13 protein-coding genes are annotated in these 18,608 nt (G+C 69.7%); 10 read left to right on the top strand and 3 right to left on the bottom strand.

The window, feature by feature from the left end:
* Positions 1-60: 60 nt before the first annotated feature.
* Complete coding sequence (locus B7C62_17370) at positions 61-2,781, bottom strand: penicillin-binding protein (GenBank protein ID ARF73837.1); 2,721 nt, start codon at positions 2,779-2,781, stop codon at positions 61-63.
* Between the two features lie 398 nt (positions 2,782-3,179).
* Here B7C62_17370 and B7C62_17365 point away from each other — a divergent pair, with 398 nt between their 5' ends.
* The 3 genes from B7C62_17365 (at position 3,180) to B7C62_17355 (ending at position 6,399) form a co-directional block, all read left to right on the top strand.
* Entirely contained in the window at positions 3,180-3,863 is a 684-nt protein-coding gene (locus B7C62_17365) for a PadR family transcriptional regulator (protein ID ARF73836.1), read from the top strand.
* A 59-nt stretch (positions 3,864-3,922) separates the two neighbouring features.
* Positions 3,923-5,005: an inositol-3-phosphate synthase gene (locus tag B7C62_17360; protein ID ARF73835.1), complete on the top strand. Its 1,083-nt coding sequence runs from the start codon at positions 3,923-3,925 to the stop codon at positions 5,003-5,005.
* Positions 5,006-5,130: 125 nt separating this feature from the next.
* A complete protein-coding gene (locus B7C62_17355; GenBank protein ID ARF73834.1) occupies positions 5,131-6,399 on the top strand; it encodes an MFS transporter in 1,269 nt (422 codons plus the stop codon).
* Positions 6,400-6,500: 101 nt separating this feature from the next.
* Here B7C62_17355 and B7C62_17350 read toward each other — a convergent pair whose 3' ends face one another.
* A complete protein-coding gene (locus tag B7C62_17350) occupies positions 6,501-7,943 on the bottom strand; it encodes a CCA tRNA nucleotidyltransferase (protein ID ARF73833.1) in 1,443 nt (480 codons plus the stop codon).
* Between the two features lie 182 nt (positions 7,944-8,125).
* Between B7C62_17350 and B7C62_17345 the strand changes: the two genes are divergently transcribed.
* From B7C62_17345 to B7C62_17315, 7 genes are all read left to right on the top strand, one after another.
* Positions 8,126-10,420 (top strand): hypothetical protein, encoded by a 2,295-nt coding sequence (locus B7C62_17345; GenBank protein ARF73832.1) that lies wholly within the window; start codon positions 8,126-8,128, stop codon positions 10,418-10,420.
* A gap of 50 nt (positions 10,421-10,470) precedes the next feature.
* Positions 10,471-12,630 (top strand): murein biosynthesis integral membrane protein MurJ, encoded by a 2,160-nt coding sequence (locus tag B7C62_17340; protein ID ARF73831.1) that lies wholly within the window; start codon positions 10,471-10,473, stop codon positions 12,628-12,630.
* A gap of 129 nt (positions 12,631-12,759) precedes the next feature.
* Positions 12,760-14,514: a serine/threonine protein kinase gene (locus tag B7C62_17335; protein ID ARF73830.1), complete on the top strand. Its 1,755-nt coding sequence runs from the start codon at positions 12,760-12,762 to the stop codon at positions 14,512-14,514.
* Positions 14,515-14,617: 103 nt separating this feature from the next.
* A complete protein-coding gene (locus B7C62_17330; GenBank protein ID ARF73829.1) occupies positions 14,618-15,331 on the top strand; it encodes an RNA polymerase sigma factor SigM in 714 nt (237 codons plus the stop codon).
* Positions 15,328-16,281 (top strand): hypothetical protein, encoded by a 954-nt coding sequence (locus B7C62_17325; protein ARF73828.1) that lies wholly within the window; start codon positions 15,328-15,330, stop codon positions 16,279-16,281. Before B7C62_17330 ends, B7C62_17325 begins: the two co-directional genes overlap by 4 nt.
* A 115-nt stretch (positions 16,282-16,396) precedes the next feature.
* On the top strand, positions 16,397-17,368 hold the full coding sequence (locus B7C62_17320; GenBank protein ID ARF73827.1) for a thioredoxin-disulfide reductase: 972 nt from the start codon (positions 16,397-16,399) through the stop codon (positions 17,366-17,368).
* Positions 17,369-17,412: 44 nt separating this feature from the next.
* Positions 17,413-17,748, top strand: coding sequence for a thioredoxin (locus B7C62_17315; protein ID ARF73826.1), 336 nt, complete (start codon positions 17,413-17,415; stop codon positions 17,746-17,748).
* 101 nt (positions 17,749-17,849) lie between these two features.
* Here B7C62_17315 and B7C62_17310 read toward each other — a convergent pair whose 3' ends face one another.
* Positions 17,850-18,467, bottom strand: a complete 618-nt coding sequence (locus tag B7C62_17310) for a GNAT family N-acetyltransferase (protein ID ARF73825.1) — start codon at positions 18,465-18,467, stop codon at positions 17,850-17,852.
* Between the last annotated feature and the right edge of the window lie 141 nt (positions 18,468-18,608).

Raw genomic sequence — 18,608 nt, 5'->3', positions numbered from 1 at the left:
CGGCGGCCCTCGTCCTGCGGGCGTCCGGGGCCCTTCACGGGCCCGGCTGCGGTGGTGCGGCTATCCGCCGGTCCACCACCCGCCGTTGCCTCCGTTGGCGCCGTTCCCGGCGTTGACTCCTTCCGCCGCGCCTTCCGCGGCACCCGCGTTGGCGGCGCCTCCGTCGGCTCCGGCGTTCTCACCGCCTTCGGTGGTACCGGTGTTGGCGCCTCCGTCGGCTCCCTCGTTCGCGCCTCCGTCGGCTCCGCCGTTCGCACCGCCGCCGCTGCTGGGGTTGTTGCACTCCCAGTCCCAGGTGCCGCAGGTCTTGCTCGGCGTGGGCGACGGGGTGGTGGGCGTCGGGGACGGCGTCGGCGGCTCCGGCTCCTCGCTGGAGGGCGACGGGGAGGGTGTCGGGCTGGGCGACGGGGTCGGGGTCGGGCTGACCGCGCCACCGCCCCAGACCGTCTCGCCGATGGGCTGCGGCTCCGGGAACGAGAGGACCTTCTGCCCCTTCATCGCCGCGGTCATGTAGTCGTGCCAGATGGTCGCCGGGAACGAGTTGCCGTGGATCTTCTTCTCGCCGCCCGTGCCGAACATCTTCTCGAATTTGCGGTTGGTGTTGGTCTCGTCGTCGTCCAGCCGGAACATGCTGATCGCCGTCGAGAGCTGCGGGGTGTAGCCGACGAACCAGGCGGACCTGTTGCCGTCCGTGGTGCCCGTCTTGCCCGCCGCTTCACGTCCCTCGAGCCGGGCGGGCATGCCGGTGCCCTTCTCCACCACACCCTTCAGCACGTCCGTGACGTTGTCCGCGATGAGGGGGCTGAAGGCGCGCTTGGACTTCTTCTTGTGCTGGAAGACGACGTCGCCGTTCCGCTTCGCCTCGGTGACCGAGAACGTGTCGTTCTGCTGGCCGCTCGTGGCGAAGGTGGCGTAGGCGCCGGCCATCCGGATGGCGCTGGGCGAGGACGTGCCGATGGAGAACGACGGGACGGTGGCGTCCGCCATCATGCCGTCGTCCTTCAGGCCGGCGGCGACGGCAGCCTCCTTCACCTTGTCCGGCCCGACGTCCATACCGAGCTGTACGAAGGGGGAGTTGGCGGACGTCTCCATGGCGTAGCGGAGGTCGATGTCTCCGTAGTCCCGGTCGCCGTCGTTGACCTGGCGCCACTCGTCCCCGTTCTCGTTCTTCCAGACCTCGCCCTTGTAGTTGTTGATCCGCAGTCTGTTGTCACCGTTGTAGATGCTCTCCGGCGAGACCGGGGTGCGCTCCAAAGCGCTCTGCTCCGGGCCGAGCTCGGGGTCGCGTACGCCGTGCTGCATCGCCGCGGCCAGGACGAAGGGCTTCCATGTCGAGCCGACCTGGGCACCGGTGGCGTCGGCGTTGTTGGTGAAGTGCTTCGTGGCGTCCTGTCCGCCGTAGGTGGCGAGGATGGCGCCCGTCTTCGTGTCCACCGAGGCACCGCCGAACTCGACGTGGGTGTCCGTCTCGGGACGCTCCTCGGGCCGGATCTTGGCGTCGTAGATCTTCTGGACCGCCTTGCTGAGCTGGTCCACCTTCTTCTTGTCGAAGGTGGTGTAGATCTCGAAGCCGCCCAGCTCCATGTCCTTGGCGGTGAGGTTCTGGCCGTTGTTGGCGAGGAAGTAGTTCTTCGAGAGGTCCACCAGGTAGCCGATCTGACCACCCAGCTTGGCGTCCTTCTTCGGCGGGTCGGGCATGGGGAACTCGGTGTACTTGTTCCGGTCCGCCTGCGTCATCGTGCCGTCCTTGACCTGCTCGTCAAGAATCCACTTCCAGCGTTTGACGGCGCGTTCCTTGTTCTTCGCCGGGGTCGCGTTCTTGTCGATGTGGGTGGCACCGGCCGGGTCGTAGTAGCTCGCGCCCTTGAGCAGCGTCGCCAGGAAGGCGCACTCGCTCGGGTCCAGCTCCTTGGCGTCCTTGCCGTAGTACGTACGGGCCGCGGCCTGGAGACCGGAGGCGCCGCGTCCGTAGTACGAGACGTTCAGGTAGCCGGCCATGACATCGGTCTTCCTCTCCTCCCGGGCCACCTTGAGCGTGATGAAGACTTCCTTGAACTTCCGGGACAGCGTCTGGTCCTGGGTGAGGTGCATGTTCTTCACGTACTGCTGCGTGATGGTCGAACCGCCCTGGGTCTGACCACCCGTGGCCATGTTGAACACGGCACGGCCGATGCCCTTGGGGTCGATGCCCCGGTCGTTCCAGAAGCTCTTGTTCTCGGCCGCCACCACGGCGTTGCGCATCGCCTCGGGGATGTGCTCGTAGCTGATCTCCTGGCGGTTGACCACACCGCCGGTCGCCACCATCGGTGTGCCGTCGGCCCAGTAGTAGACGTTGTTCTGCGCCTTGGCCGCCTTCTGGGGGTCCGGCGTGTCCACGAAGGCGTACGCGGCACCCGCCACGCCCATCAGCATCGCCAGGAACCCCACGCAGAGGCCCGAGACCAGCTTCCACGAGGGCACCCAGCGGCGGAAGCCGTACTTGCCGTGGCGCGGGTAGTCGATGAAGCGCTTCTTGCCCGGAGGCGCGTCGGCGTCCCGGCCGCGCGGCCCGTCGGAACCGCCCCGCCGCCGCCCGCCCCGCTGGGCGGCGCGACGGGCCTCGGCACGGCTGCCGTACGGGCGCTCCTCGCCGTGCGGATCGGACGGCGATTCGGAAGGTGACACGGAGGTCGCCCTGCGTGAGGGGGCTGCTCGGCGTCCTGTCGACTGCTGGGCGGCTCGTCTGGCCGCGGCCCGCCCGCCACCTTGCGGCTGCGGCGATTTGCGACGGTGCTCGCTCATGGAACGACTACTCCTCGGGCAGGCGAGAGCGCCTGGAAGCGGCAGTTGAGATCCGGTCCCCCCGAATTACGGACCAGCCCTGCGGAAGGCTCATCCGCAGTACATCCGGCAGTCCGCGATAACTGACGCACAACGGCGCCTCACGGTTCCCGGTGGTCTGCATGTCGCACAGACTACGCACGGTCAAAACCCTCCTAGAGCCGAACTTCACCCCAAACAACGCAAGTCGCTTCCTACGAATTGGCGATGTGACGCCGTTCACGAAGGTCACCCTTGTCGAACCTGTGGAACCGATCTATCGTGCTGATGTATCGAGTCGATACATCAGTGCGGCATAAGTACGTCAGAGGGTCCGGCGGACGGCCCCGCGGAATCAGCGGCAGAAGGAGGAGGCGACCGTGAGCCGACGCTCCGGCATCCTCGAATTCGCCGTTCTCGGTCTGCTCCGTGAGTCCCCGATGCACGGCTACGAGCTGCGCAAACGCCTCAACACCTCCTTGGGGATCTTCCGCGCGTTCAGTTACGGAACCCTCTATCCGTGCCTCAAGACGCTGGTGGCGAACGGCTGGTTGATCGAGGAGCCCGTGGGCGAACCGGCGGACACCGCCCCCGCCTCCTCCCTCACGGGACGCCGGGCCAAGATCGTCTACCGGCTGACGGCCGAAGGTAAGGAGCACTTCGAGGAGCTGCTCTCGCACACCGGTCCGGACGCCTGGGAGGACGAGCACTTCGCGGCACGCTTCGCCTTCTTCGGGCAGACCGAACGCGAAGTGCGGATGCGGGTGCTCGAAGGCAGGCGCAGCAGGCTGGAGGAGCGCCTGGAGAAGATGCGCGCCTCACTCGCCCGCACACGTGAGCGACTCGACGACTACACACTTGAGCTGCAGCGGCACGGCATGGAGTCCGTGGAGCGCGAAGTGCGCTGGCTGAACGAGCTCATCGAGAGCGAGCGGTCGGGACGGGACCGGAGACGGTCCTCGCCCGAGGGCTCTGCTCAGCAGGACACATCTGGAGAGACGGGCGGCCTGCCCCGGCACCGGGATGACACCCCGCCGGATCCGTCCGACGAAACCGCCAAGTGAAGTCACCGCACTCCGCGGGGACTTCATCGGAAACACCGATCACACAGGGAGCAACCGGAATGGGTTCGGTTCGCGTAGCCATCGTAGGCGTGGGCAACTGCGCCGCCTCGCTGGTGCAGGGCGTCGAGTACTACAAGGACGCCGATCCGGCCGGCAAGGTGCCCGGCCTGATGCACGTCCAGTTCGGCGACTACCACGTCCGCGACGTCGAGTTCGTCGCCGCCTTCGACGTCGACGCGAAGAAGGTCGGCCTCGACCTCGCGGACGCCATCGGCGCCAGCGAGAACAACACCATCAAGATCGCGGATGTGCCGAACACGGGCGTCACCGTGCAGCGCGGCCACACCCACGACGGTCTGGGCAAGTACTACCGCGAGACGATCGAGGAGTCCGCGGACGCCCCGGTCGACGTCGTCCAGGTCCTCAAGGACCAGCAGGTCGACGTTCTCGTCTGCTACCTGCCCGTCGGCTCCGAGGCCGCCGCGAAGTTCTACGCGCAGTGCGCCATCGACGCCAAGGTCGCGTTCGTCAACGCCCTCCCGGTCTTCATCGCCGGTACCAAGGAGTGGGCGGACAAGTTCACCGAGGCCGGTGTCCCGATCGTCGGCGACGACATCAAGTCCCAGGTGGGCGCCACCATCACGCACCGCGTGATGGCGAAGCTCTTCGAGGACCGCGGTGTCATCCTGGACCGCACGATGCAGCTGAACGTCGGCGGCAACATGGACTTCAAGAACATGCTCGAGCGTGAGCGCCTGGAGTCCAAGAAGATCTCGAAGACGCAGGCCGTCACCTCGCAGATCCGTGACCGCGAGCTCGGTGAGGGCAACGTCCACATCGGCCCCTCGGACTACGTGGCCTGGCTGGACGACCGCAAGTGGGCGTATGTGCGCCTCGAGGGCCGCGCCTTCGGTGACGTTCCGCTGAACCTGGAGTACAAGCTCGAGGTGTGGGACTCCCCGAACTCGGCCGGTGTCATCATCGACGCCGTCCGTGCGGCGAAGATCGCCAAGGACCGCGGCATCGGCGGCCCCATCCTCTCGGCTTCGAGCTACTTCATGAAGTCGCCGCCCGTGCAGTACTTCGACGACGAGGCCCGCGAGAACGTCGAGAAGTTCATCAAGGGCGAGACCGAGCGCTGAACCGGCTCCGCCGCCTGAGCGCTTCACCGGAGAACTGAGCGGCGACGCTCACCTCCTCCTGCCGCACGTCGGGGGTCCCCGGGCAATCCGCCCGCGGACCCCCGACGTGTGTGACGCTTGCTCCCATGTCTGTCGCGCATGATCTGGGCACCCTGCTGCGCCTGCGGAACTTCCGCCGCCTGCTCACCGTGCGGCTCCTGTCCCAGTCCGCCGACGGCGTCTACCAGGTCGCCCTCGCCGCGTACGTCGTCTTCTCCCCGGAGAAGCAGACCTCGGCGGCGGCCATCGCCTCGGCCATGGCGGTGCTCCTCCTCCCGTACTCGCTGATCGGGCCGTTCGCGGGCGTTCTGCTGGACCGCTGGCCCCGCCGCCAGGTCTTCCTGTACGGGAACCTCCTGCGGGCGTCCCTGGCCTGCTGCACGGCCCTGCTGATCCTCGCCTCGGTGCCGGACTGGCTCTTCTACGCTTCGGCCCTCTGCGTCACCGCCGTCAACCGCTTCGTGCTGGCAGGGCTCTCCGCCGCACTGCCGCGGGTGGTCGACACCGAACGGCTCGTCGTCGCCAACTCGCTCTCCCCGACGGCCGGAACGCTCGCGGCCACCGCAGGCGGGGGGCTCGCCTTCGTCGTACGGCTGGTGGCCGACGAGTCCGACGCGGCGGTCGTGCTGCTGGGGGCCATGCTCTATCTGCTCTCCGCGCTGGCCTCGCTGAGCCTGCCGCGAACCCTGCTGGGACCCGATCTCGACAGCCCTCCGCTCCGGCTGCGGGCCGCTCTGGCCGTCACCGCCCGCGGGCTGGTGGCGGGAGTGCGCCATCTGCGGGAGCGGGCCCACGCGGCCAGGGCGCTGGCCGCGATGACGGTGCTCCGCTTCTGCTACGGCGCGCTCACCGTGATGGTGCTCATGCTCTGCCGCTACGCCTGGTCGGACGACGAGTCCGAAGGGCTGGCGCTGCTCGGGCTGGCGGTCGGCGTCTCCGGGGCGGGGTTCTTCACCGCCGCCGTGGTGACCCCCTGGGCCATCGGACGGCTCGGACGGTACGGGTGGATCGTGGCCTGCGCCGGATCGGCGGCGGTCCTGGTACCGGTGCTGGGGCTCGCCTTCTCCCTCGTACCGATGCTGATCGCCGCCTTCGTGCTCGGCGTCGTGACCCAGGGATCGAAGATCGCCACGGACACGGTCGTCCAGACCTCGGTGGACGATTCCTTCCGGGGCCGGGTCTTCTCCCTCTACGACGTGCTCTTCAACGTTGCGTTCGTGAGCGCGGCGGGTGTGTCGGCGCTGATGCTCCCGCCGGACGGCAGGTCCGTCGCCGTGGTGGTGGGCGTGGCCGTGCTGTACGCGGGTGTCGCGGTGGCGATGTACCGCAGGCGGTACACGAGCAGCGGCAGCTGACCGGTCCGGGATGTGGCGAGGGGCGTTGTTTCACGTGAAACAACGCCCCTCGGGACATCCGGGCCGGGTGATGTTTCACGTGAAACATCACTCGGCCGCACTCAGCTCTGCCCCGCCCACCACTCCTTGAGCGCCGCCACAGCGGCATCGCGCTCCATCGGACCGTTCTCCAGCCGCAGCTCCAGGAGGAAGGCATACGCCTTCCCGATCACCGGCCCGGGGCCCACCCCGAGGATCTCCATGATCGCGTTGCCGTCCAGGTCCGGGCGGATGGAGTCGAGCTCCTCCTGCTCCTGGAGCAGGGCGATCCGCTCCTCCAGCGCGTCATAGGTGCGGGAGAGGGCGTTCGCCTTGCGCTTGTTCCGGGTCGTGCAGTCCGACCGGGTCAGCTTGTGGAGCCGTTCGAGAAGGGGCCCGGCGTCGCGCACATACCGGCGGACGGCGGAGTCCGTCCACTCCCCGTCGCCGTACCCGTGGAAGCGCAGATGGAGCTCGACCAGCTTCGAGACGTCCTTGACCAGGTCGTTGGAGTACTTCAGCTCGGTCATGCGTTTCTTGGTCATCTTGGCGCCCACCACCTCGTGGTGGTGGAAGGAGACCCGGCCGTCCTTCTCGAAGCGCCGGGTCCTCGGCTTGCCGATGTCATGGAGCAGCGCGGCCAGCCGCAGGACGAGATCGGGGCCGTCCTCCTCCAGGTCGATGGCCTGCTCCAGAACCGTCAGCGAGTGCTCATAGACGTCCTTGTGGCGGTGATGCTCGTCACTCTCCAGCCGCAGCGCGGGAAGCTCGGGCAGCACATGGCCGGCGAGCCCGGTGTCGACGAGGAGCCCCAGACCCTTGCGGGGGTGGCGGGAGAGAAGAAGCTTGTTGAGCTCGTCACGGACCCGCTCGGCGGAGACGATCTCGATCCGGGCGGCCATCTCCGTCATCGCGGTGACGACATCGGGGGCGACCTCGAAGTCCAGCTGCGCAGCGAACCGTGCGGCACGCAGCATGCGCAGCGGGTCGTCCGAGAAGGACTCCTCGGGCGTCCCGGGGGTGCGCAGCACCCGCTCGGAGAGGTCCTTCAGGCCGCCGTGCGGGTCGATGAACTCCTTCTGCGGCAGCGCGACGGCCATCGCGTTGACCGTGAAGTCACGGCGCACGAGGTCTTCCTCGATCGAGTCGCCGTAGGAGACCTCGGGCTTGCGCGAGGTCCTGTCGTACGCCTCCGACCGGTAGGTGGTGACCTCGATCTGGTAACCGTCCTTCTGGGAGCCGACGGTGCCGAAGGCGATCCCGACCTCCCACACCGCGTCGGCCCACGGCCGGACGATGGTCAGTACGTCCTCGGGGCGGGCGTCGGTGGTGAAGTCCAGGTCGTTCCCGAGCCTGCCGAGCAGCGCGTCGCGGACCGAGCCGCCGACCAGCGCGAGGCCGAATCCGGCCTCCTGGAATCGGCGGGCGAGGTCGTCGGCGACCGGGGACACCCGCAACAGCTCACTCACCGCGCGGTGCTGCACCTGGCTCAGTGCACTGGCGTTCTCTTCGTTGGCGTTCGGCACAACAGAAAAGGGTACGTGCACGGACCGACCGGGGCGTCCTCGTTTATCCGGACCCTGCGGCCCTCCCGCGATCATGTGAGCCGGACCCCAGCACTTCGGCCCTCCGCACCTCGTTACCATGCGGGGACGCAGGACCGACAACGATCGACAGACTCCGATGACGACGAGGGACGGGTAGGCGCGTGGCCGAGGCGGCAGACATCCAGGGGATGCGCTCTTCTCCTGCCCGCCGGTGGCTGCGGCGCACAGCCGCCGTGGTCCTGGGAGCCCCCCTGCTGGCCGGTCTGCTGACGGTCCCCGCCACCGGAACCGCGGGGGCCACCGGGCCGGCCAAGGCCCCCACGGGCTCGCGCACGGTGTCGGTGTCCCTGAACACGCTCTCCCCCGGTGCCCCCACGGAGGGGGACACGCTGACCGTCTCCGGGACCCTCACCAACAAGGGCAAGGAGACGATCAGCGACGCGGAGGTCGACCTGCGGGTGGGCCCCCGCCTCTCCGGGCGGGGCGAGGTCGACGACGCCGCCAAGCGCAAGGGGTATCTCCCCGGTGCCGACCCGGCCCCGATCGACGACAAGTTCGCGGTGAAGATCCCCGAGCTCCGCAAGGGGATCAGCCAGAACTTCACGATCGCCGTCCCCGTCGACAAGCTGGACCTCGACGCGTCGGGCGTCTACCAGCTCGGGGTCTCGGTCTCCGGCCGTACGGCGACCGCCCCCTACGAGCAGGTGCTGGGCATCGAGCGCTCGTACCTGCCGTGGCAGCCGGAGAAGAGCGACAAGCGGACCAGGCTCACCTTCCTGTGGCCGCTGATCGCCTCCCCGCACGTCACCGCGGAGACACGCTCGAACCAGCAGCAGACGCCCGTCTTCACGGACGACGCCCTGGCCGACGAGCTGGCACCGGGCGGACGGCTGGAGCAGCTGGTCTCCCTGGGCGGCAGTCTCCCCGTCACCTGGGTCGTCGACCCGGACCTGCTGGCGAGCGTCGCCGCGATGGCCGGGGGCTACGACATCAAGTCCGGTGACAGAACCGTCCCGGGCAAGAATCAGGCCGTCGCCCAGCGGTGGCTCACCGCCCTCCAGAAGGTGGTGGAGGACGGCAAGGTGATCGCCCTGCCGTTCGGCGACCCGGACCTGGCCTCCATCGCCCATCGGGGCAAGGGGGTCTCCGGCACCCTCAGCCATCTGCAGAGCGCCTCCACCGTGGCCGCCACGACCGTGGAGACCGTCCTCCATGTGAAGCCGTCCACCGACTTCGCCTGGCCCGTGAACGGCGCCCTCGACCCGGGCATCGTGGACGTGGCGACCTCCGCGGGCGCCCACCACGTGATCGCCCGCAGCGACAGCCTCCAGGAGACCGGCAACCTGCCGTACACCCCGACGGCGGCCCGGCCGATCGGCGGGGGCACCACCGCGGTCGTCGCCGACTCCCGGCTGTCGACCCTGTTCGACCGCGACATGTTCCGGGCCGGCGCCTCGACCCTCGCGGTCCAGAAGTTCCTCGCGCAGACCCTCGCCCTGACCGAGCAGGCGCCGGACAAGGAGCGCAGCATCGTCGTGGCGCCGCAGCGGATGCCCACCGCCGCCCAGGCCCAGACGATGGCCCGCGCCCTGGAGGCCCTGGCGGGCGACCGCTGGACCCAGCCGCAGGACCTGGTCGCCGCCTCCGAGGCGGAGCCGGACCCGCGGGCGACCACCAAGGTGCCGCGGGCCTCCGCGTACCCGAAGAAGCTCCGCGGCCAGGAGCTGCCCACCCAGGCGTTCCAGGACATCCGGACCACCCAGGGCTCCATCGACAGCTTCGAGACCATCCTCACGCAGCCCGAGCGCGTGGTGACGCCCTTCGGCAACGCGGTCAACCGCTCGATGTCGACGTCCTGGCGGGGACGCCCCCTGGAGGCTCAGGGCTACCGGGACGCCGTGCTCACGTATCTGAAGGGCCTCACCGGCGAGGTCCAGCTGATCGACAAGTCGGACGTCACCCTCTCGGGCCGCAGCGCGACGATCCCGGTGACGGTGCAGAACAAGCTGGTGCAGGGCATCGACCGGCTCGTCCTGCGGCTGACCTCGGACAACATCCGGCTGAAGTTCAACGACGACGGGACGAAGGCCGAGCTGCCGGTCCGGATCGCCGCCGGGCACAGCCAGTCGGTGAAGTTCGACACGGCCACCAGCGCCAACGGCCGGGCCCAGGTGTCCGCCCAGCTCTTCACCGAGGACGGCACCCCGTACGGCGAGGAGATGACCTTCACCGTGAAGGTCTCCGAGGTGACGCCCACCGTTCTCCTCGTCATCGCCGGCGGGCTCCTGCTCCTGGTGCTGGCCGGCGTCAGGATGTACACCCACCGCAAGCGCACCCTGGCAAGCGACACGGCCGAGGACGACGGCGGCGAACCCGAGCAGCCGAGTGACCCGACCCCGGACACCGGACCGGAAAGCGGGGACCCGTCGGGAACGGGTGAGAAAGTGGACCGTTGAGCGATGTCTGTCGTGGCCGGTCGGCCGGGGACGATGAGGTAGGGGTTTCGATGAACGCGCCGTACGACGGTGACCGCGGCCAGGGCGCCGGCGGAGCGGGGTCCCCGTCCGGGCCCCCGGTTCCTCCGGGCGCGGACCAGGACGGCCGGCAGGCGCCGCCCGACCCGTACCTCCAGCACGCCTACGAGGACGACCCCTACCGGGCACAGGACCTGGCGGCCCAGGACCCGGTGGGCGAGGCGCTCTACGACCGGGCGTCCCACCCGCCGCCGCCCCCCGGCACCTACCAGGAGCCGCAGGCGCTCTACCAGCAGCCGCCCGCCGCGCCGCACGCCCCCGACCCGCGCATCTGGGCCCAGACGCCGCCCCCCGAGCCCTCGGGACCCTCCCGCCACCTCCCGTACGGCGACCGCCCGGCGACCACGCAGTTCGTCGGCGTGGACGACCTGGTGACCAAGGCGTCGGACGACCGGCAGGAGCCGGACGCCTTCGCCCACCTCTTCCGGGACCAGGAGGGGTCGGGGAAGCCCCCGGGGCCGCCCGACCCGGAACCGGTGCCCGCGCCCGTCCCGCCGAAGGGCGGCCGGGTCTCCGGAGTGCTGAAGTCCAGCGCGCTGATGGCGGCCGGAACCCTCGTCTCCCGGCTCACCGGCTTCATCCGGTCCCTGGTGATCACCGCGGCGCTCGGTGCCGCACTGCTCGGCGACAGCTTCACCATCGCCTACACCCTGCCGACCATGATCTACATCCTCACCGTCGGCGGCGGGCTCAACTCGGTCTTCGTCCCGCAGCTCGTCCGTGCCATGAAGGACGACGAGGACGGCGGCGAAGCCTTCGCCAACCGGCTGCTGACCCTGGTGATGGTCGCGCTCGGCCTGATCGTGGCCGCCGCGGTCCTCGTCGCGCCGGTGCTGATCCAGCTGATGTCGAGCACCATCGCCGACGACGTGGCCGCCAACAGCGTCGCCGTCACCTTCGCCCGGTACTGCCTGCCCACCATCTTCTTCATGGGCGTGCATGTGGTGATGGGTCAGATCCTCAACGCCCGGGGCAAGTTCGGCGCGATGATGTGGACCCCGGTCCTCAACAACATCGTCATGATCATCACGTTCGGCCTCTTCATCTGGGTCTACGGCACCTCCGCCGAATCCCGGATGGGCGTGGACACCATCCCGCCGGAGGGCGTCCGGCTGCTGGGCATCGGCACCCTGCTCGGACTCGTCGTCCAGGCGCTGGCGATGATCCCCTACCTGCGCGAGGCGGGCTTCCGCTTCCGGCCCCGGTTCGACTGGAGGGGCCACGGGCTCGGCAAGACGGTCAAGCTGGCCAAGTGGACCGTGCTGTTCGTCCTGGCCAACCAGGCCGGTGTCCTGGTCGTCACCCAGCTCGCCACTGCGGCGGGCAAGCTGTCCGACAAGGACGGCACCGGCTTCCTGGCCTACTCCAACGCCCAGCTGATCTGGGGCATGCCGCAGGCGATCATCACCGTCTCCGTCATGGCCGCGCTGCTGCCCCGTATCTCCCGGGCCGCCCACGACAACGACCCCGGTGCGGTCCGCGACGACATCTCGCAGGGGCTGCGCAACTCCGCCGTCGCCATCGTCCCGGTCGCCTTCACCTTCCTCGCGCTCGGCCTGCCGATGTGCACCCTGCTGTACGCGTCCAGCGGCGCCGAGGCCGCCCGGTCCATGGGCTTCATCCTGATGGCGTTCGCCCTCGGCCTGATCCCGTACTCCGTGCAGTACGTCGTGCTCCGCGGCTTCTACGCGTACGAGGACACCCGCACCCCCTTCTACAACACGGTCATCGTGGCCGCCGTCAACGCCGCCGCCTCCGCGCTCTGCTACGTCGTCCTGCCCGCCCGGTGGGCGGTCGTCGGCATGGCCTTCTCCTACGGTCTGGCCTACGCGGTCGGCGTCGGCGTCGCCTGGCGCAGGCTCCGCGTCCGGCTGGGCGGCGACCTGGACGGGGCGCACATCGTGCGGACCTACGCCCGGCTCTGCATGGCGGCCGTCCCTGCGGCGGTCATCGGCGGCGGCATCGGCTTCGCGATCCTCGAACTCCTCGGCTCCGGCGCTCTCGGCTCGCTGGCCGCGCTGATCTGCGGCGGCGTCGCCCTGCTGGGCATCTTCTTCGTCGCGGCGAAGAAGATGCGCATCGAAGAGGTCAACGGCCTGGTGGGCATGGTCCGGGGGCGGCTCGGTCGCTGAATGAACGCACGGCCGCACAACCATCGCCGGACACCGCGTGTCGTGCATAGCGCCGGAGTGTGGGCACAATTGGCGTGACTGTGGCGAGCTGGCCGGCTTCGCGCAACGGATGGGGAGGCAGGAACGACGGTGGCGGAACGTAGCACGGCTGCCGTCGACGTGGCCGACAACGGCGGCAATGAGCCGTCGGCCGCCAAGGCGGACGAGGCGACGAACGACGGAACGACGCAGGCCGAGGAGACCGGGGGCGCGAGCCCCGAGAAGCCCGGGAACCCTGAGGGCGAAGACGGCGGGCGGGTGCGTTCCGAGGCCGTTCCGGCCACCCCCGACGTGCACAGCGGCCACAAACTCGCCGGGCGCTACCGCCTGGAGGAGTGCGTCACCCGTCTGGACGGCTTCAGCAGCTGGCGGGCGGTCGACGAGAAACTGCGCCGCGCGGTCGGCGTCCACCTGCTGCCCGCGGACCACCCCCGGGCCCGCTCCGTACTGGCCGCGGCCCGGTCCTCCGCCCTGCTCGGCGATCCCCGCTTCGTCCAGGTCCTGGACGCCGTCGAGGAGGACGACCTCGTCTACGTCGTCCACGAATGGCTCCCGGACGCCACCGAGCTCACCGCTCTGCTGGCCGCCGGACCGATGGACGCCCACGACGCCTACCAGCTCGTCAGCCAGCTCTCCCTCGCGATGGCCGCTGCCCACCGCGAGGGCCTGACGCACCTCCGCCTCACCCCCGGCGCCGTACTGCGCAGCTCCACCGGCCAGTACCGGATTCGCGGCCTCGCGGTGAACGCCGCCCTGCGCGGCGTCACCTCCGCCCGCCCGCTGCGTCAGGACACCGAGGCGATCGGCGCACTCCTGTACGCGGCGCTGACCAAGCGCTGGCCCTACGAGAGCGACGCGTACGGCCTCTCCGGGCTGCCCAAGGGCATGGGCCTCATCGCCCCGGACCAGGTCCGCGCCGGGGTCCACCGCGGTCTTTCCGAGCTCGCCATGCGCGCGCTCGCCAACGACGGGGCCACCGCCTCCCGGCAGGAACCGCCCTGCACGACCCCGGAGGAACTGGCCAGGGCGGTCGCGGCCATGCCGCGCATCCTGCCGCCCGAGCCCACGTTCGCCGCACAGCCCGTCTACCAGCAGCCCGCCTACCAGCGGACGACCTATCAGCAGGGCACCTACGGAAGGCCGTCCAGCCATCCGCCGTCCGTCGCCCAGCCCGTGCTGGCGGCCCCTCCCGCACCGCTCCAGAGCCGCACCGGGCGGGTGCTCAAGTGGACCGTCTCCGCCCTTCTCATCGCCGCCCTGGGCCTCGGCAGCTGGCAGCTCGCGGAAGCCCTGCTCGACCGGAACAAGGGCTCCGACGACACCGGCGTCACCCAGCCCGACGATGACGACAAGAACAAGGAGAAGCCTCCTGCCCCGCCGCCCGAGCCCCTGGCCATCGCGGGGGCCACGGAGTTCATGCCCGACGGTTCGGGCATCCAGCAGCGGAGCGTGCCGAACACCATCGACGACGACTCCAGCACGTCGTGGATCACTCCCCGCTACCAGACCTTCCCGAACTTCGGCAATCTTCCGCAGCGCAAGCAGGGCAGCGGGATCATCGTCGACCTGGGACGGGTCCAGGAGGTCCGCGGCATCGAGGTGAACCTGTACCGCAGCGGTCAGACAACCGCCGTGCTCGCAGCGGGACCGGACGCCTCGTCACCGTCCTCGCCCGCGGACTTCACCCAGCGGATCGCCGAGAAGCAGGTCGCGGGGCAGACGCTCAAGGAAGAGCTGGAGAAGCCCGTCCGGACGCGCTACGTCCTGGTCCACATCACCGAGCTTCCGTCGGACGGCACCGGCGGCTACCGGGGCGGGATCACCGACATCTCCGTCCTCGGCTGATCCACGGGCCGGTACGGATGCTCCGTACCGGCCCGTGGATCACCGGGTGCGCGGCCCGTTAGTGTGGCGCAAGACATCGGATCGGGTTCGGAGGGGGAGCACGGTGGATTCCGTTCCACCAGCGGCACCGAGCGACGCGGACCTGCTCGCCCTGCATGTGGCGGGCGACCCCGACGCCTTCGGTGAGCTCGTACGCCGCCATCGCGACCGGCTCTGGGCCGTGGCGCTGCGCACCCTCGGGGACAGGGAAGAGGCGGCCGACGCCGTCCAGGACGCCCTCGTCTCCGCCTTCCGGGCCGCCCACACCTTCCGCGGCCAGTCGGCCGTCACCACCTGGCTGCACCGCATCACCGTCAACGCCTGCCTCGACCGGGTCCGCAAGGCCGCTTCCCGCAGGACCTCCCCGGTGGACGACGCGGAACGGCTCGACCAGCTCCTGGAGCCCCACGAGTCGGCCGAGGCCCCCGCCGAACGGCAGGACCTGCACCGACAGCTCATCGCCGCCCTGGCCACGCTCCCCGCCGAACAGCGCGCCGCCCTCGTCCTGGTCGACATGCAGGGTTACCCGGTGGCGGAGGCGGCCAGCATTCTGGACGTGCCGACCGGCACCGTGAAGAGCCGGTGCGCCCGGGGGCGGGCAAGACTGGCGCCCCTGGTCCGCCACCTGCGCGGGACCGGGGCCGAGGCCCCCGAAGCGGAGACCGGCACCATGGGAAGGAACCGGACGCCCGGGGCATCCGTCCCACCTGCGTCAGGGCCGAAGGACACAGGAGCGAGCGACCCTGCAGCTGTGAAGGGAGGAGGTGGACACCCGTGACATCCACGACCGGTACGGCTCAGCACCCGGAGGTCTCCGAGATCTCCGATCTCACCGAAGGGCTGCTCACCCCCTCCCGTACGACGGAGATCCTGAGCCATCTCGCGGAGTGCGAGCCGTGCGCGGAGGTACGGGACTCGCTGGAGGAGATCCAGGGGCTGCTCTCCACCCTGCCGGACCCGGAGCCGATGCCCGAGGACATCGCCGCACGCATCGACGCAGCCCTCGCGGCCGAGGCCGGCGGAACCGATGTCCGCGAAGCTGATGTTTCACGTGAAACATCGCGTGCGGAGACCGCCGGAACCTCTTCCGAGGCGCCCCGGTCCGGGTCCTCCCTCGACCGTCCGGCAGGTCGGCCCCGGGCTGCCACGGGGCCGGGCCGCCGCCCCCGGCGCCGCCTGCGTGCGGCGCTCCTGGGAACCGCCTGCGGCGCCGCACTCATCGGGATGAGCGTCTTCTTCCTCCAGAACCTGTCGTCGTCCGACAACGCGGCATCCGGATCGGCCGACAGGGCGATCAGCGCCGATGCGAGCGAGGCGCCCAGCTTCTCCCAGGAAACGCTCGAGACCAGAGTCCAGGACCTTCTGGCCGGCGGGGCCGACGCGGAAGACTTCGGGGCGAAGAAGCGGTCACCCGACGTGGACGAACAGTCGGCACCCGAGGCGGAGGCTCCCGGGGTGGGAACACCCGAAGCCACCGCTTCCAGGAACCCGCTGAGCGCCCCTGCCGTCGCCGTACCCCCGTGTGTGCAGCAGGCGACCGGCCGCACCACACCGGCCCTCGCCCTCGAAGAGGGCACCTATCAGGGTGCGGACGCCTTCCTCGTCGTCCTTCCGCATCCGAGCGACGGCTCGCGCGTGCAGGCATACGTCGTGGCCGCCTCCTGCGTGGACACCGCTCCCGAGTCCACGGGGCAGCTGCTGCACACCCAGGTCTACAAACGCCCCTGAGAACCGCTACGGCACGTCGGGAATGCAACACCCGTAGGATCTCGTTGGGTGGGGTGAGAGTCGTTGAACCGACCCCGTAGGCAGTAGGCAGTCTGCAGAGACGAGGAAGAAACCCGTGAGCGACGTCCGTAATGTGATCATCATCGGCTCCGGACCGGCCGGGTACACCGCAGCGCTGTACACCGCTCGCGCCTCGCTGAACCCGTTGGTCTTCGAGGGCGCCGTCACGGCGGGCGGTGCGCTGATGAACACCACCGACGTGGAGAACTTCCCCGGCTTCCAGGACGGCATCATGGGCCCCGAGCTCATGGACAACATGCGGGCCCAGGCCGAGCGCTTCGGCGCCGAGCTGGTCCCCGACGATGTCGTCGCGGTCGACCTCACCGGCGACATCAAGACCGTCACCGACACGGCGGGCACCGTGCACCGTGCCAAGGCCGTCATCGTGACCACCGGCTCCCAGCACCGCAAGCTCGGCCTGCCCAACGAGGACGCCCTCTCCGGACGCGGCGTCTCCTGGTGCGCCACCTGTGACGGCTTCTTCTTCAAGGACCACGACATCGCCGTGATCGGTGGCGGTGACACGGCCATGGAGGAGGCGACCTTCCTCTCCCGCTTCGCCAAGTCGGTCACGATCGTCCACCGCCGCGACACCCTGCGCGCCTCCAAGGCGATGCAGGACCGTGCCTTCGCCGACCCGAAGATCAAGTTCGCCTGGGACAGCGAGGTCGCCGAGATCAAGGGCGACCAGAAGCTCTCCGGTCTGACGCTCCGCAACACCAAGTCCGGCGAGACCTCCGAGCTCCCGGTGACCGGTCTGTTCATCGCCGTCGGACACGACCCGCGCACCGAGCTCTTCAAGGGCCAGCTGGAGCTGGACGACGAGGGTTACCTGAAGGTCGAGGCGCCCTCCACCCGCACCAACCTGCCGGGCGTCTTCGGCGCCGGAGACGTGGTCGACCACACCTACCGGCAGGCCATCACCGCCGCGGGCACCGGCTGCTCCGCGGCCCTGGACGCCGAGCGCTTCCTCGCCGCACTGGCCGACGCCGAGCCCGCCGAGCCGGAGAAGACCCCGGCCGTCTGAGCTTCCCCACCGCACGCCCACCCCGAGAGACTAAGGAGGCCGCCGTGGCCGGCGACCTGAAGCACGTTACCGACGACACGTTCGACGAGGTCGTCCTCAAGAGCGAGAAGCCCGTTCTGGTCGACTTCTGGGCTGCCTGGTGCGGCCCGTGCCGCCAGATCGCCCCCTCGCTGGAGGCGATCGCAGCGGAGCACGGCGACCAGATCGAGATCGTCAAGCTCAACATCGACGAGAACCCGGCCACCGCCGCCAAGTATGGCGTGATGTCCATCCCGACCCTGAACGTCTACCAGGGCGGCGAGGTCGCCAAGACCATCGTCGGCGCCAAGCCGAAGGCCGCGATCCTCCGTGACCTCGAGGGCTTCATCAGCGCCAAGTAGCCAGCGCGCTCCGGCGCGATGTTTCACGTGAAACGGTCCCGCCCCCGCATCGGGGGCGGGCCCGTTCCGCATACGGTGGCCGTCGCGCCCCGGACCCGGTGTCAGAGCGGGCGGAGCGCCGGTTCCTTCTGGACTGCGCCCAGGAGCCGGTCGAGAGCCATCTCGACGTCCTCCTTCCAGGAAAGCGTCGCCCTCAGTTCCAGCCGCAGACGGGGATACCTGGGGTGGGGCCGTACGGTCTTGAAGCCGACCGCCAGCAGATGGTCCGCCGGGAGCACACAGTCGAACGCCTCGGACCGGGCATCCCCGAACGCCTCGATCGCCTTGAACCCCCGGCGCAGTACGTCCTTGGCCACCGTCTGCACCAGGACCCGGCCGAGCCCCTGGCCCTGATACCCCGGAACGATCAGCCCGGTGATGAGCTGAACGGCGTCGGGGGAGACCGGGCTGGTGGGGAAGGCTGTCGAGCGCGGGACGTAGGCGGGCGGCGCGTAGAGCACGAAGCCCACCGGAACGTCGTCCACATAGACGACCCGGCCGCAGGAGCCCCACTCCAGAAGCACCCCGGAGATCCAGGCTTCCTTCTCCAGCTCCGGCTTGCCCGCCTTTACCGCGGCTTCTCCGCTGACCGGGTCAAGCTCCCAGAAGACGCACGCGCGGCAGCGCTCGGGGAGGTCCTGAAGGTTGTCCAAGGTGAGCGGTACAAGCCGACGCCCCATGGCGGCGATTCCTCTTTTCCCTCGCCCGCCGCACCGCGTGCGGCCGCCAGCGCGTTCCGTTCATGGAACAGACTGCCGACGAATCCCCCGACGGCTCCCAGGCCCAGCCCGACCGTCACCAGCCGACTGCGGCTCACTGTT

This window comes from Kitasatospora albolonga (assembly GCA_002082585.1).
Lineage (GTDB): Bacteria > Actinomycetota > Actinomycetes > Streptomycetales > Streptomycetaceae > Streptomyces > Streptomyces stephensoniae.
The sequence above is the reverse complement of the archived record's forward strand: the minus strand, read 5'-3'. Positions and strand labels throughout refer to the sequence as shown.

Excerpts from the sequence above, each read along its gene's own strand:
- B7C62_17370 (ARF73837.1), bottom strand. The coding sequence starts at position 2,781 with ATGAGCGAGCACCGTCGCAAATCGCCGCAGCCGCAAGGTGGCGGGCGG.
- B7C62_17360 (ARF73835.1), top strand. The coding sequence starts at position 3,923 with ATGGGTTCGGTTCGCGTAGCCATCGTAGGCGTGGGCAACTGCGCCGCC.
- B7C62_17355 (ARF73834.1), top strand. The coding sequence starts at position 5,131 with ATGTCTGTCGCGCATGATCTGGGCACCCTGCTGCGCCTGCGGAACTTC.
- B7C62_17340 (ARF73831.1), top strand. The coding sequence starts at position 10,471 with ATGAACGCGCCGTACGACGGTGACCGCGGCCAGGGCGCCGGCGGAGCG.
- B7C62_17310 (ARF73825.1), bottom strand. The coding sequence starts at position 18,467 with ATGGGGCGTCGGCTTGTACCGCTCACCTTGGACAACCTTCAGGACCTC.